Below are 18,493 nucleotides of genomic sequence, written 5' to 3'. Positions count from 1 at the left end.
GTCCGCCGGACCCCTGTGGACCTCGCCTCACCACGTCACCCTGAGACCGCCATTGAGGACGTGGTTGGTCGTGCCGCTGCCGGTCTCGCCGTCATAGCGGACATAGAGCGTCGTTCCCGGCGCGACGGCGGTGTTGGCGGCGAGGCTGAAGGTGGCGGCATCGCGCGTGGGCGCGGCGCCGAAGACGGTGAAGTTGGTGCCCGGCGCGCCGGCGAAGCTGGCCGTCACCGGGCGGGTCGTGTCGGCGTATTCATGCGCCCAGCCCAGGCGAAGCTGTACTGCCAGCTTCTCGCGGCCTTGGGGGCCGAAGGCGCCGGCGAACTCGGCGCCGAGCACGCTGCGCGCCGACCCGGTGGTTTGGGATGCGACGTTGAGATTGAGCGACCCCGCGCCGCTCTCGGTGAATCCGAACTGGCTGTTGGTCGTTCCCTGCAAGCGGGCAAAGGGGGTGATCGAGGCGGCGGTCGGCTCGTGGAGCCCGATGCGGTAGCCCGCCTCGAGCTGGCCCAGGAACTGGTTGGCGCCGGTCCGGCCCTGCGCGAGTCGCGCCGACAGATTGGGCAGCACGATCTGGCGCGTCATCTGGTTGTCATTGTAGCCGTAGCCCGCCAGCCCATCGAGATAGAAGGCGCCTTGGGTGAAGGAGGCGTAGAGACTGGCCTGGTAGCTGTTGGTGGTACCCTGGCCGCTGAAGCCGCTGGCCCACTGGTTGCCGCCGACATAGCCGACGGCGATGCCGGCCAGGAAGCGCGGATCGAAGCGATAGTCGGCGCCGGCGGCGAAGCCGCCGGCATTGTAGGTCAGGGTACCGGCATTGGCAGTGCCGGCAACGCTGCCGGTGCCGCCCAGCGCGGCGCCCCACAGGCTCCACGGGGTGACGGTGTCGCCGTCACAGGCCTCCGAGGGAGCCACGTCACAGGCCTGGGCGACGGCCACGCGGGTGCCGCTCCCGACGCCGCCGCGGGCCAGGCTCATCTGCTGGCCCATCATGTTCATGAACAGCAAGCCGCTGCCCAGATTGGCGGTGCCGAAGCCGGAATAGTTCTGGCCGCTGAGGGCATCGAGGGCGGCCTGGCCCTGGCCCTGGGTGTAGGTGGCCATGGTGCCGATGACGGTGGCGAAGTCGCCGCTCGATCCGGCGACGCTCTGGTCGAGGACGCGGCCGACGGCAGACTGGTTGGGCGTTGCGCCGCCGACACCGAAGCCGCCGGGCTTGAGGGTGAGATAGACGTTGTTGGCGTCGTAGGCGAGCGAGGGCAGGAGGAAGGGATAGAGGCTGCTGGCGCCGGCATAGCGGCCGGTGACGCCGCCGCTGGCATTGAGAATGGTGTAGGTGGTGCTGGGCGCATACACGCCCGAGGCTGCGGTCACGGCCACGGTTCCGCCGGCGATGGTGGCGGTGCCGGGGGCGCCGGTGACGTTGAGGCGGTCGGCCCGACCGGCGGCATTGGTCTCGACCTGGTAGCTGCTGCCGGCCACCTGGGTGTAGGCGCCGTTCACGGTCAGCGTGCCGATGGAGTTGCCGGGCGCGACGATGCCGCTGTTGGTCACGGTACCCACGAAGGTCCCATTGCCGCCGAGCAGCCCGGTATTGTTCACGTTGCCGGTGAAGGTGCCGTTGTTGATCAGGGCCCGGCTGTTGGCAAAGGTGCCCGCGGCCTGGATGAAGTTGCCGGTATTGTAGACGCTGCCGTTTATGGTTCCGGTGTTGGTCGTCGTGCCCGAGTTGACGAGGTCGCTGAGCAGGGTACCGCTGTTGTCGAAGGTGCCGAAGTTGACCAGGCTCGCATTGACCGATTGGAACGTGCCGGCATTGTCCAGCGTGGCACCGGGCGCAACCGAATAGCCGCCGCCGCTGACGAACGCGGCGCCGGCCCGGATCGCGAGATCGCCCACCAGCGTGCCCGAGAGCGCCACCGTTCCCTCGGCGACCGTGGTGCCTCCCGTATAGCTGTTGTTGCCGCCCAGGATGAGCAGACCCGTGCCGGCCTTGGTCAGTCCCCCGGGTCCGGAAATGTCGTTGCTCCACATGTCGACCGCGTTGAAGCCGCCCAGCGAGGAATCGAGCGTCACGCTCACATTGGAAGCGAATGCGCCATAGCCCCCGGCGGCCTTGAACAGGTTCAGGCGCACCCAGCCGCTGCCGTCATCGAACACGCCGCCGGACGGCAGCTCCGTCGACGCCAGGATAGCGGTCCGTTGGGCACTGCTCAGATAGGGAAAGCGCGACGCGATCAGCAGCTCCGCATTGGCCGGAACCACGGCGGCCAGGTCGGTCGGGCCGACCGGCTGGAAACCATAGGTCGCCTGCAACGCGAAAGCCGTGTTGGCCGCCGCGAACTGCGCGGCCGAAGGCAGGGTGCCGTCGGCGATGCAGCCGGCGACGTTGGAGGCGCACGACGCGTAGGGAACGGCCGTCACGGCGCTGCCGTAGGTTTCGTTGAGGCTCGTTGTCAGGTCGCTGGAGAGCGCGGCGATGTGCTGGGGAAGGCTCGCAGGCCCCCATACGGCCGGCACATAGTCCGGATTACCGGCCAGAATCTGCGTCATCGCGTAGTAGCTGACGATGCGCGAGCCGATGACATCCAGCGGATAGTGCACGCCGAGGATGTTGCGGCTGAGACCGGCCTGCTGCGCCGATACCATCATGCCCTGATAGGCCTGCGGCATCATCATGGCGTAGAGGAGCGCCGTCAGTTCGGCGCGTCGCGTATGTCCGCTCGGGAAGGATTCGGACTTCTGATACCGGCTGCCTTGTCCCGGCTTGCCCCAGATCGCGGCCTGGGCCTGGATGGAAGCTTCGGTTGCCTGACCCGTCGTCCAGGGAGCAGAGGCGATGACGTTACTGATCTGAAACGGACGGGGATCGGATTGGTCCGGCGGCGGATAGTAGTAGGGGGTCGTCATGCCCTGATAGGCGGTCACGTACGACGTGAAGCTGTCCTTGAGTCCTTCGCCCACAAAGCCCTGGATCGTGCCGATCGGCTTTGGCCAGTCGTCCGAACGGCCCAGCGTTTCGGTGATCTCTCGATAGACACCTTGCTGTACCGGCTTCAGCGGAGACAACGCCTCGGTGAGCGCGATCGCCAAGGGCGCGGAGGCCTGGAGCTGAGGGAACAGCCGCAGTGTCGACTGGATCTCACTCGACGGTGAAATCTGCTTCCAAAGGGTGTACTGCGCGAGCTGCGGTGCCTCGCCGCCGGCCTGGCTGTTGGCGATGGCCTGATTGCGCTGGGCGGGGGTCGCGTTCAGATAGATGCCCTGCTCGATCGCGAGATTGTTGTTCAAAATGGGATTGTTCGGCGTCGAGTAGGCGGGGGTCCCGAACAGGCTGATCACGCCGTACTGGCCCTGGTAGCGGGCACAAGCCGCACCCGTCAGATCCAGGCTCTCGCAGCTCCGCTGGGCCGAGGCGGGCGCTACGAGAAAGCAGGCCGTAAAGAGCCAAATTGCCGACACCGCAGTCAAGCGGCTCCGTGATCGTTCCAGGGTAAGGCAATGCACGGACGCCCCCGACAGATAGTCTTGCACCGCGCAGTGCGGCTCCTCCTTATAGTTGCTTGGTCAGTGAAGGATTAGCGAAAAAAGAGCATATCGAGCGAAAAAAACGCTTTCTAGTTGAAGCGGACGTACTCGAAGTCGCCCGGCTGGTTGTTGATGCCGCGGGCCGGCGGGGCGATCCAGTGGGCGAACTGGCCCGGCTGCGTGACGGCGGCACCCATCAACGAGGTGACATAGGCGCGGTCCTCCTCGGTCGGCAGCCACCTGTCCTTGTTGGCATTCCATTCGGCCTCGCTGAGCACCTTACCGTCGGGCGAGACGCGCAGGCCGGCGAAGGCGCCGATCTGCCGGTCGAAGGCGCGGTGCGGCAGGGTCATCTCAAACGGGATGCCGGCGCGCTCGATCGCCTTGTTCCAGCGCAGAACGCCCTTGGCGCAGTCGTCGATGTAATCCTGGCGCAGCCGCTCGTTCAGCGCCTGCAGGGCGGGGACCGCCTTCTTCACGATGCGGCCATCCTCGACCGTCTCGATCTCGTAGGTCGCGTTGGTGAGCAGGTGGTCGTCGTCGATGCGGGTTTCGAGGAAGCGGCCCTTCACGCCTTGCGTGTAGTAATTGGCCGCGTTGGTCGAGGCCTCCTGGCCGAACAGGTCGAGCGACACCGAGAAGTGGAAGTTGAGATACTTCTGGATGGTCGGCAGGTCGATGGCGCCCAGGCTGCGCACGTCGTCGGTCCTGTGCTCCTTCATCAGCTCGCAGGTGCGCTGGAGGATGCGGCCGACGCCGGTCTCGCCCACGAACATGTGGTGGGCTTCCTCGGTCAGCATGAAGCGGCAGGAGCGGGCCAGCGGGTCGAAGCCGGATTCGGCCAGCGAGGCGAGCTGGTACTTGCCGTCGCGGTCGGTGAAGTAGGTGAACATGAAGAAGGAGAGCCAGTCCGGCGTGGCCTCGTTGAAGGCGCCCAGGATGCGCGGCTTGTCGGGGTCACCCGAGTGGCGTTCCAGCATCGCTTCCGCTTCCTCGCGGCCGTCGCGGCCGAAATAGGCGTGCAGCAGATAGACCATCGCCCAGAGATGGCGGCCTTCCTCGACGTTGATCTGGAACAGGTTGCGCAGGTCGTAGAGCGAGGGCGCGGTCTTGCCGAGCAGGCGCTGCTGCTCGACCGAGGCCGGCTCGGTGTCGCCCTGCGTCACGATCAGGCGGCGCAGGGTCGAGCGCATTTCGCCGGGCACGTCCTGCCAGGCGGGCTTGCCCTTGTTGTCGCCGAAGGCGATCTGGCGCTCGGGATCGCGGTCGGCCAGGAAGATGCCCCAGCGATATTCGGGCATCTTCACGTAGCCGAAATTCGCCCAGCCGTTCGAGTCGGTCGAGATGGCGGTGCGCAGGTAGACGTCGAAGGCGGATGTGCCGTCGGGGCCCATGTCCTTCCACCAGTCGAGGAAGCGCGGCTGCCAGTTCTCCAGCGCGCGCTGCAGCCGGCGGTCCGAGGAGAGATCGACGTTGTTGGGAATGAGCTGGCTGTAGTCGATGGCCATGTCTGCCTCCTTCGGTTCTGCTTGCCGGAGATCACCTCACCTTGAGGAGGCGCGGAGCGCCGTCTCGAAGGGTGGGCACGAGCACCTTGTCTGTTGCCCATCCTTCGAGACGCGCTTCTGCGAAGCGCTCCTCAGGATGAGGTTGGGGTAGTTCATCCCTTAAGCCCGCTTGCGGTCGTACTTGCTCTGCTTGCCCGTGCCGTAGAGCTTCAGCGCGCCTTCCGGGCCCGTCGCGTTGGGCCGCTGGAAGATCCAGTTCTGCCAGGCCGACAGGCGCGCGAAGATCTTGGTTTCCATCGTTTCGGGGCCGGGGAAGCGCAGGTTCGCCTCCATGCCGATCAGCCCGTCGGGCGAGAAGCCGGCGCGTTCCTCGACGGCGAGGCGAACCTCGTCCTCCCAGTCGATGTCGTCGGGGGTGAAGGTGACGAGGCCGGCTTCGTCGGCGTCGGCGGCGTCCAGCGGTTCGCGGGCCTGGCCCTTCAGCGTGTCGACGTGACCGGGATCATTGAGAAAGCGCGTCGAGAGCCGCGTCAGCCCGTTGCCCATCGGGTAGGGGCCGAAATTCATGTCGGTGAGCCGGACCGTAGCGGCCGGCAGGTTCGAGCCCTCGAACACGCCGTCCAGCATGTAGGAACGGTCGGCCGCCAGCGCGACTTCGAGCAGGGTGCCGGTGAAGCAGGAGCCGGGTTCGATCAGCGCGATCAGGCTGCGCGAACTGACGTCGAGCCGCTTCAGGGTGCGCTTCCAGTAAAGCACGATCTCGCGGACCAGCCAGTCGTCGGCATTCTGCGCGAGTGCGGCATCGTAGGCCTCGACCAAAGCCGCATCGCCCTGGCTGGTGAGCACCCAGGTCCCGATCTCGGTCTCGTTGAGGCGCAGATGCATCATCGCATCGTCGAATTCGCGGGCGAGCGCCAGGGGCCAGAAGGCGGCGCCGGCCGCATGAACATCCTCGGGTGGCGCGGAGGAGGGGCCGTTGAGGCGGAACTTCGCCGAACGGCCCTCGCGGTCGATCTCGACGGTGAGGTTGGCGTAGCGCAGCGTGTCGCCCTGGATCTGCCGTTCCACCGTCGGCAGCGCGATGCCCTTGGCATCCTTCGGACGCGACGACGTCGCCGCGACCTCCTCGGCGATCTTCTGCGTCTGTTCCACCAGCTTCGACGGCGGGATCAGCTGGTCGACCAGTCGCCACTCGCGTGCCCGCTTGCCGCGCAGGCCCTCGGCGGTGGTGCAGAAGAAGTCGGCATGGTCGCGGCGCACCATGCGCTTGTCGACCAGGCGGGTCAGTCCGCCGGTGCCCGGCAGCACCGCCAGCAGCGGCAGCTCGGGGAGCGACACCGCGCTCGATCCGTCGTCGGCCAGCAGGATCTGCTCGCAGGCCAGCGCCAGCTCGTAGCCACCACCGGCGGCGATGCCGTTGATCGAGCAGATGTAGGTCTGGCCGGACTGGGTGCTGGCGTCTTCGATGGCCAGCCGTGTCTCGTTGGTGAACTTGCAGAAGTTCACTTTGTGATCGTGCGTCGACAGGCCAAGCATGTTGATGTTGGCGCCGGAGCAGAAGATGCGGTCGCGCTGTGAGCGGATGACGACGGCGCCGATCTCGGGATGCTCGAAACGCAGCCGCTGCACGGCGTCGGCCAGCTCGATGTCGACGCCGAGGTCGTAGGAATTGAGCTTGAGCTTGTAGCCGGGCTTCAGCCCGCCATCCTCGTTCACGTCCATGGTGAGATAGGCGACGCCGTTCTCGAACGCGAGCTTCCAGTGCTTGTAGCGCGAAGGGTCGGTGCGGAAGTCGATGGGCGCGGCGGCGGGGTCCATGGCGTTCCCTATTTCTGTAATTCGGTACTGAATTACCTATTTACTTTTCGCGGTGCAAGCGCATTCTATCGCTCCGAATGATTGCGATCCGCCCCGCCGAGCCGGCCGACCTGTCAGCAATAGCCGCCCTCGATGCACGCCTGACCGGGCAGGCGAAGGCGGTCTACTGGCAGGACATGCTGGCCCGCTACGCCGGCGGCCCGCCGGAGCGCCACTTCCTCGTGGCCGAGACGTCCAGGGGCGTGCTGGTCGGGTTCATCGCCGGTGAGGTACGTGCCTGGGAATTCGGACAACCGCCGGCCGGTTGGGTGTTCGCCATCCAGGTCGATCCCAGGCAGCGCCTCAAGGGGGCAGGAAGCGCGCTGTTCGACGCGCTGGCCGCGCGCTTTAAGGCCCAGGGCGTGACTCACGTGCGCACCCTCATCGATCGCAAGGACCACTTGATCCTGTCATTCTTCCGCGCCCAGGGCATGACGGCCGGCCCGTCGCTGCAGCTCGACAAAGTGCTGTGACGTGAAGCTGCAGACCGCCACACGGCTCGGCCTCTATGCGATCATGGAGTTGGCGCGCGACCCCACCCGTACGCTCTCGGCCGCCGAACTCGGCGAACGCTTCGGCGTCTCGACCCACTCGCTCGCCAAGGTCCTGGGCACTCTCTCCGCCGCCGGTTTCGTGCAAGGCGGCCGAGGCGCGTCGGGCGGCTACCGCTTCACCGGCAACCGCCGCCGCATCACGCTGATGGACATCGTCGCCCTGTTCGAACCCGCGCCGGGCAGACGCGCCAAGGAGCCGGGCGAGGACACAGAGATAGGTTCGACGCTGCAGCGTGTCCTGACGGAGATCGACGAAATCGCCGAGGCGACATTGCGTTCCATCAGTATCGAGACGATGCTTCGGTCGAGGTCCTGATTGATTCGATTTATCTTCTCTCTCGCAATGGCTGTATCCTTCGTCGGAGCTTTCATGCCCGTCTGCATGGCGTAGTCCGTCGAACTTAAGCCCATCGATCGGATCGATGCTTCGGATTTGCCCTATTCGCGTTCGCCCTATGAGGCGGGCCGCATCGCGCGATATGGGCAGAGCCATAATGTCATTCGCGACGATGACTATCTTTACATCAACGATGCTTCAGGCGGGCGTCCGTTTGCTTTCAGGAACATTTGGGGCGTCGAGCCTGCGGCGCTCTATGCCTATTTCGCCTATGACGACCTGGCCCATTTCCATATCGTTGGGGAGGGCGGACATGACATGTCTCGACTGCCGTTCATCTCCGCCAAAACCGGCTTGGTCTATCAGGGTTTTGGCGCCGGCGAGCCGATCTATTCTCCGGATCAGAAGCGCTTCCTGAGTGTGGGAATCGAGGGCATGGGGCATCCGATGGGCGTTGCCATCTACCGCTTCGATGGGAACAAGCCCGTCGCTGAAGGTGTCTACGACATAGGTCACAGCGCGCCGTGCGCCATTGAGTGGCTTAGTTCAACGGAAGCGAGGGTGTTGTGCTCCGGGCCAGGGCCGGAAGACGCCAATTCGACTACCGGCTCACCTATCTGAACGACAAGTGACATTGCTCCCGTCAATTAGTCGCCAGGTAAGGGCGTCGACCACGACGCTGCGGTCGTCTGCAGACGATGCTGAGGCATATACGAAGAAGAATTCGCACGCCCCTTGACAGTCACCTATCCGGTGCTTTTATATTAAAGCACCAATCGGGTGCTTTCGAAGTCTTCGTCTCAGACCTCCAAGTTCTGCCGCCTCAGTCTTCGCCCCGACGCATCGGCCGCGCTCGCGTTCGATCGGATCCTGGAGGCCCATACCCGGCTGCTCGATTGGCTCGATGTCTCGGTGCCGGCGGGCCATGCCGCCGACCTGGTCGCCCTGCATCGCTCGTTCTACGAAGCCGCCCGCGTCACCAGCGGGCTGCCGGCGCGGTCGGTCACGCTGGCTTTCAAAGACTGGGTGCGCCGCCGGCGGGGCGAGGCGATCGAAGGTCTGCCCCTCGACGAGAAGCTCTATTCAATCAAGGGAATTGAATCTGTTTCAATTGCGACCTTGAGTGGCTGAATGACCATTCCCTTCCAGGTAGAAGATTACGGCCAAGGCTGGACCGATCCTGCGCCCGCCAGGTTGGTGAAGCGGGCAAACGGCTTCGAACTGATCGTGTCGATCGAACTCGATACGCCTAACGTAACCGTCAAAAGTCAGGAGGAGGCAATGTTGGCCACGGAAAGCGCAGTGAAGCGAATCGGCCGCGTCATCGCCGGTATGACCAATCTGGCAGTCGATGCCGCGGAAGGCGTGAACCCTGAAGCGGTGCTCGTCCAGGCCATCCGGGAAATCGATGCCGCCGCCGACGAAGTGCGGGCCGAACTGGGCAAGGCGACTGCCGAACGCCACCGTCTGGATGTCCGCCGCCAGCAACTGCTGCGGGAGAAGGACGAATTGGTCGCCAAGGTGCGCGTCGCGATTGACGAGAAGCGCGACGACCTTGCCGAGGCGGGTATTGCGCGCCAGGTCGATATCGAAGCGCAGGTCGGCGTGCTGGATCGTGTCGTGGGCGACGCGGACGAAAAGATCGTCCAACTTGGCCAGACCATCGATGCCATTTCGGCGAGCCGCCGGGAGGCCGAACAGACCCGCAAGGACTTTCAGGCCTCGCGTGCCAGCGTCGGCAGCGAAGGCGCCGCAGCGGTCGGATCATCCGGAGACAGAGTAAGCGGGGCGATGACGAAGGTTGCGCGGGCGCAGGCGGCGACCGCCCGCGTCACTGGCGTCCCGGCAGCCGCTCCCAATAATGACGCCCGGGCGCTCGACGAGCTCGCCGAACTGCAGCGTCAGCGCGAAGTCAGATCTCGCCTGGAGAAGCTGAAGTCCGGCCGGGACGCCTGAGCAGAGGCACGTCATGTGGTCGTTTCTGATCGCGCCGGCATTTCAGCCCTTTACCATTGCCGCGCTGGTCATGCTGGGGCTGCTGACGGTCGAGATCGTCAGCAGCCTGTTTGGCGCCGCGGCGTCTTCGCTGCTGGACGGTGCCCTCGGGCTGGATGGTGCAGATCACGGCGTGACCCACGCCGCGGACGGCCCCTTCGCGACCGCCTTCGACTGGCTCAATGCCGGCCGTGTGCCGGTGCTGGTTCTGATCATCGCGGCGATCGCCTGCTTTGCCGTGACCGGCATGGTCATCCAGATCGTCGCCATGAACCTGCTGGCGCCGTTGCCGGTCGTTGTCGCCGCCGTCATCGCGGTCGCTGCAACGATCCCCGTCACGCGATGGGTCAGCCGAGTGGTCTCGTGGTTGATCCCGCGCGACGAGACTTATGTGCTCGGTGCACAGGATCTCATCGGGCGCGTCGGAGTCGTAACGCTCGGCCCGGTGGTGGAGGGGTCTGCCGCGCGGGCCAAGATCCAGGACAAGTTCGGGAACTGGCATTTCCCGCGCATCAGGCCGGGGGCGGCGGGCCTGTCGATCCCGCAAGGGGCGAGCATCCTGATCGTGGACAAGGTCGGTGACGAATATGCCGTGATCGTCGCCGAAGGTCGCCTGGTCAACAACGGCGAGCCATCGAGGCCTGCGTAATTGGTAGTCAGTTCCGGACGCAATACACGCGTATAGGCGTCCGACAATCGGGGGAATCTCTCAATGGACATGTTTTTCCAGCTCGCCATTCCCGCGGTGCTCATTCTCGTCGCGATCGTCGCGATTGGTCTGATCATCGGCCGGCTCTATCACCGAGCCGAGAAGGATCGCTCGTATGTGCGGACCGGCTTCGGCGGCCAGAAGGTCGTGCTCGACGGTGGCTCGATCGTCCTGCCGATCTTCCAGAGCATCGCCTGGGTGAACCTGCAGACGCTCCGCCTCGACGTGCGCCGCGATTCGCAGGATGCGATGATCACGAAGGACCGCATGCGCGTCGACATCGGCGTGGAGTTCTATGTGCGCGTGAAGCCGGACAGCTCGTCGATTGCGCTGGCGGCACAGACGCTCGGCAATCGCACCAATGACGTGGTGCAGTTGCGCGAACTCGTCGAAGCGAAGTTCGTCGACGCCTTGCGCTCGGTCGCGGCCACCATGCTGCTCGCGGACCTGCAGGAGAAGCGGTCCGACTTCGTCAAGGCCGTACAGGCCGCCGTCGCCACCGATCTCGAGCTCAACGGTCTCGAGCTGGAAAGTGCGTCGCTGACCAAGCTGGACCAGACCGACACGAAGTTCTTCAATCCGAACAATGCGTTCGATGCCGAAGGTCTCACCGCCCTGACGAAGATCGTGGAAGCCAGGCGTCAGGAGCGCAACCAGACCATCCGCAACGCCGAAGTCGCCATTGCGCAGCAGGATCTCGACGCGACCCAGAAGACGCTGGAAATCCTGCGCCTGAAGAAGGACGCCGAGCTGTCGCAGCAGCGCGATATCGCCAACAAGACCGCCGAGACGCGCGCCGCTGCGGCCCTCAAGGAGGCGGAGGCCAGCCGAGCGGAGGCCGAAGCCAAGATCATGGCCCAGCAGTCCATTGCCGAGCGGCAGGCGGCCGCCAAGCAGGTTCAGGAATCCGCGGCCATCGCCGCCAATCTTGCGATTCAGCAGAAGCAGATCGAGTCGGAGCGCGCGTCCGAGACGCTGCGAATCGCCAAGCAGCGCGACGTCGAGCTTGCGGACCAGGCGCGTGCCATCGCGGTGGCCAATCAAAGCCGTTCGGAATCCGAGGCGCGCGCCGAGGCGGAAGCGGCGCGAGCGCTGGCAACGTCGGCCACCGAGTCGGTTCAGACCGCACGGGATGTCGCCATCGCCGAGCGCGACAAGCAGACGGCGGTCATTGCCGCGCGCATGACGGCGGAGCAGGATGCGACGCGTATTACCGTCGCAGCGGAGGCCGAGCGGTCAGCCGCCGAGAACCGCGCCAGCGCCATTCGGACCATTGCCCAGGCGGAGGCGGACGCCGCGAAGATCAAGGCCGAGGGCCAGGCCGTTACCTACGAAGTCGACGCCGATGGCCAGCGGAAGCTGAACGAGGCCCGTAATGCCATGTCGGACAAGGTCATCGACCTCGAGGTGGCGCGGGAGCGTCTGCGGATCATCCCGATGGCACTCGCGGAGGCCGTGAAGCCCCTGCAGAATATCGGCGACGTGAAGATCGTCGACCTCGGCGGCGGCATGCCGGGCGGATCGGGTGGGGGCGGCGGCAAGAGCGGGCGGATGGACTCGCTTGTGGACAGCCTTCTGGCCTACCGTGCGAACTCGCCGGTGATCGACCAGCTTCTCAAGGAGGCCGGCTTCGCAGCGCCGGGCAATCCGGTGGAAGCCTTGATGGAAGGTACCTCGGGAGGTTCGCAACCGCTGCCTGCCACTACGGTCGACACCCCGACCTGAGCGTACGCCGGAACACGATAAGGGCAAACCAGGCCATGGCATGTTTCGCAAATCTGGTTTGCGTCTCCGTCCTTCTGCTTACGGGCCTCGCGCATGCTCAGGCTGCAGGCGAGGAGACGAAAGCCTGCACACGGGCCGGGGCGGTCGATCCAGCCTACGAGCGGGACAGCCGGACGATCGAATGGCCGCAGGAGGCGCGGCGGCTCAGGGCCGATGTGCCCAACGTCTCGCGCCAAGGCGACCGGCTGCGGCTCGCGATCGATGGCGGCACGGCGGTCGAGTTGCAGGACTGCCCCTATGGCGACGCGGGCTACCAATATCTCTACGAGCGCTATGACGATCCCGGCCGCTTCTATGTCGTGCGCACGCCGGGGCTCGACGATTTCGCCTGGACGCTGGTGATGAGGCGCACAGGCCGGTTGTTCACGGTCCATGGCGCACCGGTCTGGGCGTCGGACAAGACGCGGTTCCTGACGGTGGCCTGCTCTCTGCAGCCGGCGCGCGGCAAGCTTAGGATCTACGCGCCGTCGGACGAAGGCCTCGCCAGCGAAGCCGAATTCGAGCTGCCCTGCGACAGTGAGAGCTGCTCGGCGCGCTGGGACTTCCAGTCCTGGATCTCGGTTGCCTGCACGCCGCGCGACGACACCAGTCGCAAGGGCAAGGAGTTCGTCCTGATGCGCGGCAACGAAGGAAAATGGGACAGGTTCGGGCGGTAGCTGCTGTCGTCCTGAGCGCAGCGAAGGACCTCACATCGCGGGCAGACGACTGCGTGGCGGGCCGGAGATCCTTCGCTGCGCTCAGGATGACAAGAGGGGAGATCAGACCTTGTCCCAGCCATCGCGCGTCTGCGGCAGCTTCTTCTTCAGCAGCGCGCCCGCCACGACGTTGCGCAGCACTTCAGCCGTGCCGCCGCCGATCGTGAACATGCGGACGTCGCGGGCCATGCGCTCGAGCGGCAGTTCGCGGCTGTAGCCGCGGGCGCCGAAGAACTGCAGCGCCTCGTTCACGATCTGGATGGCGCTTTCGGAGGTGAAGACCTTGGCCTGCGCGGCCATCAGCATGTCGGGGAAGCCGCCTTCGCCCGAGCGGGCGGCGTTGTAGACCAGAGCGCGCGATGCCGAGAGCTTGATCGACATGTCCGCGAGCTTCCATTGCAGGCCCTGGAACTCGTTGATCGGCCGGCCGAACTGGTGGCGCTTCTCCGACCAGTCGAGCGCCAGCCGGTAGGCGCCGTCGGCGATGCCGAGCGCCACGGTGGCCGCGCCGACGCGCTGGCTGTTGTAGGCGGTCATCAGGTCGGCAAAGCCCTTCTTCAGGCCGCGCGGCGGGATCACGAGGGACGAGGGCGGGACGTCCATGTCCTCGAGGTCGATCACCGCCTCGGGGATGCCGCGCAGGCCCATGGTCGGCTCGCGCTTGGTGATCTTGAGGCCCTTGGTCTCGTCGCGGATGGCGAGGAAGCCGCCGATGCCCTCGAACGTGCCCTTCTCGTCGTAGACCTTGGCGAAGATCAGGTGCAGGCGGGAGACGCCGCCGCCGGTGATCCAGTGCTTGCGGCCGTTCAGGACATAGCGGTTGCCCTTCTTGTCGGCACGCGTGGTCATGCCGTTGGCGTCGGAGCCGGCATCGGGCTCGGTGATGCAGATGGCGGGCTTGTCGCCGGCCAGCACCATGTCGGCCGCCATTTTCTTCTGCTCTTCCGAGCCATAGGCCATGACCGCGCTGATCGCGCCCATGTTGGTCTCGACGGCGATGCGGCCGGTGACGGCGCAGGCCGACGACAGCGCCTCGATGGCGAGCACGGCGTCGAGCCAGCCCTTGCCCTGACCGCCATACTGCGTGGGGATCGTCATGCCGATCAGCCGGGCATCCTTCAGAAGCTCGACATTGTCCCAGGGATACTGCTCGGTGCGGTCGACCTCGGCGGCGCGTTCGGCCACGGGGCCGGCCGCCAGTTCGCGGGCGCGGGCCTGCAGTTCGAGCTGATCCGGTGACAGGGCGGACGGATTCATGGGCGACGGACCTCAGAGAGCATCGACGGTGAAGATGGCGACCGACCCGCTCCGGCCGCGTACGGTCGTGCTGCCGAGCGGCTTGAACACGAACTCGGTATCGCAGCCGGCGCGCGTCGTTTCCGCCACCAGAATGCTCGTGCCGTGATCTTTGTTCAACTTCTCCAGGCGTGCGGCGAGGTTCACCGTGTCGCCTAGCAACGTGAAGCTCAGTCGCTGTCCGGCGCCGATGGAGCCGCCGATGACCGCGCCGGTGCTGATGCCGATGCGGGTGACGAACGGCACCTTGGCTTCGCCGAAGCTGCGCCCTGCGACGGCGCGCTGGATGTCGACGGCGGCGCGGATGGCGGCCGAAGCGTGGCCCGGACAGGCGAGCGGCATGTTGAAGGAGGCGAACAGACCGTCGCCGATGAAGGTGTTCACCACGCCGCCCTGGGCGCGGATCGGACCAAGCACCGTCTCGAGATACTCGTTGAGGGCGCCGAAGAGTTGGTCCGGCGGTATTTTCTCGGCGATCGTCGTGAAACCGGAGACGTCCGTGAACAGGATCGTCGCCTCGCGGGTCTCGCCGGCCAGCACGCCGTTGCCGCCGCGCTGCAGGATGGTCGAGGCCACGCTCTCGTCGACATAACGGCCGAACGTTTCGCGGATCTGCTCGCGTTCGCGCAGCCCTTCGACCATCGTGTTGAACTGGTCGGTCAACTCGCCGACTTCGTCGTTCGACGTCACGGGAACTCTTACGGACATGTCTCCGCTGGCCACGGTCGACATGGCACGGGACAGGATACGGATGGGACGCAGCAGGGATCGCCAGATGAAGTAGACGGAGACGGCGACGCCCATCAGCGCGATGGCGACGTCTGTTGCGATCTCGTACTGCACCTTTATGCCGTCATAGCTGACGAGGTCGATGACGACGGCCGTCATCGGTGCGAGCGAGGTGACGAGCAGGGCGATGCCGAGCTTCAGGCGGTAGCGGCCGAAGAACAGCGACAGGTTGCGGCCGGTGCGCTCGAAGATGAAGCCGCAGAGGTTGCCCAGATAGTCGCTTATGACGAAGTAGATATAGGTGAAGTAGAAGAGCGGCAGCATGAGCAGGAGCGCCACCGTATCGGCCAGCGTCTGGCTGGGCAGGGCACGCACGGTTTCATCCGGCCAGAGATACGGAGCCGTCACCCGGAATCCCACCATCGCCAGCGCGAGCAGCGCTACACGCGAAGCCGTCAGGATGGGAAGTTGCGTGATCCGGCGCTCCACATCCTCGAACGGGCGCCGTCCCCACAAATACTCTTCGATGGGCACGAAAAGCCGCCAAGAGACCAGCGCGTTGACGCCCAGCAGCAGGAACAGCCCGACGGCGATCGATCGTGGCGCATAGGCCCAGGCATCCGCGAAAGCGACGAAAATGCCGGTGAAGGCGACGTCGACCCCGGCCGCCGAGACGGCTCGCAGCAAATAGCGCCGCCGCAGGCCGGCGATTTCCGCCGCCGTGGCGACGGGTTGCGCGCTTCCCGCCGGGGTCACAGGGGCTGGCCCACGCGATAGACGACGACGCCGTCGTGGTGCCCGCGTACGTCGGTCGTGCCCAGCCGTTCGCAGAAGGCCTGCGCACCCGCTGCCACCACGGTGCTCTCGGTAGCCAGGATGCGGGTCCGGAACTTCTTGTTGAGCTGCTCGATTCGGGAGGCGACGTTCACGGCGTCACCCAGCAGCGTGTAGCTCAGGCGATTGTCGGTGCCGATGGTGACGCCGATCACGGGGCCGGTATTGAGCCCGATGCGGGTCGGCAGGGTGAAGCCGCGCGTGAACCGGGCGGCCGAGAGAGCCTGCTGGATGTCGATCGCCGCCGCGATGGCGGCACGGGCATGATCCTCAAGCGGTCGCGGCAGGCCGAAGCTGACGAACAGCCCGTCGCCGATGAAGCTGTTCACGATGCCGCCGTGGCGCTGGATGACCGGGACGACGGTGTGGAGATAGGCATTCAGGAGGGCCGCGACTTCCGCGGGCGTCGTGCTCTCGGACAATCCCGTAAACCCCTCGATGTCCGTGAACATCAGGGTCGCCTCGGCCGTGGTGTCGATGCTGCGGCCGGTGTTGCCACGATTGGACAGGATCGAGGCCGCGACCGTCTCACTCACATATTTGCCGAACGTATCGCGAAGATAGGCCTTCTCGGCGAGGCCTTCGACCATCTCGTTGAAGCGGCTGGCGGCATGGCCCAGCTCGTCGTTCGACGTGACGGGCAGGCGTACCACGTAGTCGTTGTCGGCGACCCGGCGCAGGCCGCCGTCCAGTCGCGTGATCGGCCGCGTGAGTGCTCTGGAAACCCAATAATATATGAAAATGGTGGCGATCGCCGACGTGGAGATGTCTGTCGAAACTTCACGCACCAGACGCTCGCCGGAATAACTCATCATGTCGGCAATGACGAGCACGATCGTCGAGAAGGACACGAAGAGCAGGGCAAGCGACACCTTGCGGCGAAAGCGCCCTTCGAAAACAGCGATGTTCACGCCGTGCGATCGGAAAAGCTCTTCGCAAAGGTGATCGAAATAGGCGGAGACGACAAAGAAAGTGAGCACGACATTGAAGCCGGTTCCGACCGTGAGATTGGCGAGGGCATCCGGCCAGGCGGCCTGTTGCAGCATGGAGCCCAAGGTGATGTCGAGGCGACGGGAGACGATCTGCAGGCCCACCATCGGTGCGTACATCACGCCAACGACAATGGCGGAATTGCGCGGCAGCATCGAAAGCTGCCGTTCTATGTCGCTGAAGGCGGTGCGGCCGTCCATGAAGGCCCGTATGGGTCGGATCAGGAAGACGGCACCGAGCCCCACGCCGACGAGGAGGAACGATGCGGAAACGGCCAGCGACGGCAGCGCGTATTGCGGCGCTCCGTTGAGTGCGCAGTAGATCGCGAGCGTGAGGAGGTCGATCAGGAACGGCACCGACATCGCAAGAAAGTAGCGATGCACGAGTCTCGCGGGCGACAGAGGCGCTACCGCGTCGTTGAGTGCGTTCATCTGCCGGATATAGAGCGGATCGGGACGGAGCGGAATGCCCCGCCCGTCGCCCCGTCCGACGCGTCGAAACGGCTCAGGCCGTCAATTCGCGCGCCGTGATCCGATACTTGAACTTGTCGGGGTCGAGCGAATCGAGGAAGCCGGACCGGTTCTCGGCCTGCGGATACATCAGGAAGGCGACCGCCTCCTCCCGCGAGCCCGGAAGCTTCACATCGTGCGCCACATTGTAGGCGAGCCAGTTGCCCTCCCAGGAACCGAACAGGGCGCGGCGGGCCGCAAGCACCTTCGGGTCGGACAGGGCGAGATTGGCAGGCGGTTCTTCCAACACGACCTTGCGCACGTCGGCGGGATCGACCGGGGTCCAGCCCGAGCCGCTGAGCCAGACCTCGGCACGGCAATGCTGTGCCTTGGACACGACCTCCGACCCGGCGCCCAGCGCCTTGAAGCCGAATTCCGACGGCATCACGCGGATGCCGTAGACGTCGCGCGCCGGGAGTCCGGCCGAGCGGGCGAGGCCGACATAAAGCGCGTTCAGGTCGGCACACTTGCCGTTGAGGTTGCCTGTCCGGATCATCGTGGTGATGTCGCCGACCCCGCAGCCCAGCGTCTTGGGATTGCGGAAGGTGTTCTCGACGACCCAGTCGTAGATCGCGCGCGCCTTGGCGACGTCGCCCTGCTTGCCGCGCACGATCCCGTCGGCCGTTTCCTTCACGAGGCCGTCGGTCGGCAGGAAGGTGGTCGGCATCAGGTTCAGTTTCCGCTCTGCCTCGCTGAGCGGGGCGGCGCTGCCCTGACCCGGCACGACCGATCGGTTCTGCGCCTGGACCTGGGCCACGAGCTCGATGACCGGCGCCTGCTGGTCGGCCGCCCACTCGACCCGGAGCATCTCCGCGCCATACTTGGGATCGCGGACGCGTTCGGCGACGCGGGCATTGCCGGTCCAGGTGACGGCGCCGGGGCGCTGCCAGTCCGGCGACTCGAAGGTCGGCAGCGGGATCCAGGCCTTCGTGGCGCCCGCCGTCGGCTCGACCCGCGTCGTCAGCACGAAGGTGCGCCAGCCCTTCGGCACGGGTGCATAGGTGGCGGCCTGCGCCGAGGCGAGGCGCGGCAGCAGTCCGAGCGCGCCGGCGGCGACGCCGACCTTGAGCAGTTCACGACGATTCATTTGGTGTTTCTCCCCATGGGCAAGGTCTGCCGGGGAGGGCGGTCTTCCGTCGTCGGAAAGAGCCAGCGCCATCCCGGACCGAT

Annotated in this window: 15 protein-coding genes; 8 read left to right on the top strand and 7 right to left on the bottom strand. The window is 65.7% G+C overall.

Annotated elements, in window-relative coordinates:
* Window positions 1-27: 27 nt before the first annotated feature.
* The 3 genes from ACO07K_RS15450 to boxC all read right to left on the bottom strand — a co-directional run bounded on the left by ACO07K_RS15450 (window position 28) and on the right by boxC (window position 6,851).
* Window positions 28-3,459 carry an autotransporter domain-containing protein gene (locus tag ACO07K_RS15450; protein WP_422036662.1) on the bottom strand — a complete coding sequence of 1,144 codons (3,432 nt, stop codon included), beginning with the start codon at window positions 3,457-3,459 and terminating at the stop codon, window positions 28-30.
* A 155-nt stretch (window positions 3,460-3,614) separates the two neighbouring features.
* On the bottom strand, window positions 3,615-5,033 hold the full coding sequence (boxB, locus tag ACO07K_RS15445) for a benzoyl-CoA 2,3-epoxidase subunit BoxB (protein WP_422029278.1): 1,419 nt from the start codon (window positions 5,031-5,033) through the stop codon (window positions 3,615-3,617).
* 159 nt (window positions 5,034-5,192) lie between these two features.
* A complete protein-coding gene (gene boxC, locus ACO07K_RS15440; RefSeq protein WP_422029276.1) occupies window positions 5,193-6,851 on the bottom strand; it encodes a 2,3-epoxybenzoyl-CoA dihydrolase in 1,659 nt (552 codons plus the stop codon).
* A gap of 77 nt (window positions 6,852-6,928) precedes the next feature.
* Between boxC and ACO07K_RS15435 the strand changes: the two genes are divergently transcribed.
* The 8 genes from ACO07K_RS15435 (at window position 6,929) to ACO07K_RS15400 (ending at window position 12,926) form a co-directional block, all read left to right on the top strand.
* Entirely contained in the window at window positions 6,929-7,363 is a 435-nt protein-coding gene (locus ACO07K_RS15435) for a GNAT family N-acetyltransferase (RefSeq protein ID WP_422029274.1), read from the top strand.
* Window position 7,364: 1 nt separating this feature from the next.
* Window positions 7,365-7,760 carry an Rrf2 family transcriptional regulator gene (locus tag ACO07K_RS15430; RefSeq protein ID WP_422029272.1) on the top strand — a complete coding sequence of 132 codons (396 nt, stop codon included), beginning with the start codon at window positions 7,365-7,367 and terminating at the stop codon, window positions 7,758-7,760.
* 117 nt (window positions 7,761-7,877) lie between these two features.
* Entirely contained in the window at window positions 7,878-8,402 is a 525-nt protein-coding gene (locus tag ACO07K_RS15425; protein ID WP_422029270.1) for a hypothetical protein, read from the top strand.
* Window positions 8,403-8,561: 159 nt separating this feature from the next.
* Complete coding sequence (locus ACO07K_RS15420) at window positions 8,562-8,912, top strand: hypothetical protein (RefSeq protein WP_422029268.1); 351 nt, start codon at window positions 8,562-8,564, stop codon at window positions 8,910-8,912.
* Window positions 8,913-9,737 (top strand): PspA/IM30 family protein, encoded by an 825-nt coding sequence (locus ACO07K_RS15415; RefSeq protein ID WP_422029266.1) that lies wholly within the window; start codon window positions 8,913-8,915, stop codon window positions 9,735-9,737.
* A 13-nt stretch (window positions 9,738-9,750) separates the two neighbouring features.
* The gene (locus tag ACO07K_RS15410; protein ID WP_422029264.1) at window positions 9,751-10,425 is read left to right on the top strand and encodes an OB-fold-containig protein; all 675 of its coding nucleotides are present in this window, start codon (window positions 9,751-9,753) and stop codon (window positions 10,423-10,425) included.
* 63 nt (window positions 10,426-10,488) lie between these two features.
* Window positions 10,489-12,210 (top strand): flotillin family protein, encoded by a 1,722-nt coding sequence (locus ACO07K_RS15405; protein WP_422029262.1) that lies wholly within the window; start codon window positions 10,489-10,491, stop codon window positions 12,208-12,210.
* A 35-nt stretch (window positions 12,211-12,245) separates the two neighbouring features.
* Entirely contained in the window at window positions 12,246-12,926 is a 681-nt protein-coding gene (locus tag ACO07K_RS15400; protein WP_422029260.1) for a hypothetical protein, read from the top strand.
* 102 nt (window positions 12,927-13,028) lie between these two features.
* Here the strand turns inward: ACO07K_RS15400 and acdA are convergent, their stop codons facing one another.
* The 4 genes from acdA to ACO07K_RS15380 all read right to left on the bottom strand — a co-directional run bounded on the left by acdA (window position 13,029) and on the right by ACO07K_RS15380 (window position 18,410).
* The gene (gene acdA, locus ACO07K_RS15395; protein WP_422029258.1) at window positions 13,029-14,222 is read right to left on the bottom strand and encodes a 3-sulfinopropanoyl-CoA desulfinase; all 1,194 of its coding nucleotides are present in this window, start codon (window positions 14,220-14,222) and stop codon (window positions 13,029-13,031) included.
* Between the two features lie 12 nt (window positions 14,223-14,234).
* Entirely contained in the window at window positions 14,235-15,746 is a 1,512-nt protein-coding gene (locus tag ACO07K_RS15390; RefSeq protein ID WP_422029256.1) for an adenylate/guanylate cyclase domain-containing protein, read from the bottom strand.
* Window positions 15,743-17,245: an adenylate/guanylate cyclase domain-containing protein gene (locus ACO07K_RS15385; protein ID WP_422029254.1), complete on the bottom strand. Its 1,503-nt coding sequence runs from the start codon at window positions 17,243-17,245 to the stop codon at window positions 15,743-15,745. Before ACO07K_RS15385 ends, ACO07K_RS15390 begins: the two co-directional genes overlap by 4 nt.
* 73 nt (window positions 17,246-17,318) lie before the next feature.
* Window positions 17,319-18,410 (bottom strand): transglutaminase-like domain-containing protein, encoded by a 1,092-nt coding sequence (locus tag ACO07K_RS15380; protein WP_422029252.1) that lies wholly within the window; start codon window positions 18,408-18,410, stop codon window positions 17,319-17,321.
* Window positions 18,411-18,493: the final 83 nt, after the last annotated feature.

It is taken from the genome of Reyranella sp. (assembly GCF_965228225.1).
In the GTDB taxonomy this organism is placed as follows: Bacteria; Pseudomonadota; Alphaproteobacteria; order Reyranellales; family Reyranellaceae; genus Reyranella.
This window is presented reverse-complemented; position numbering and strand designations above follow the sequence as displayed.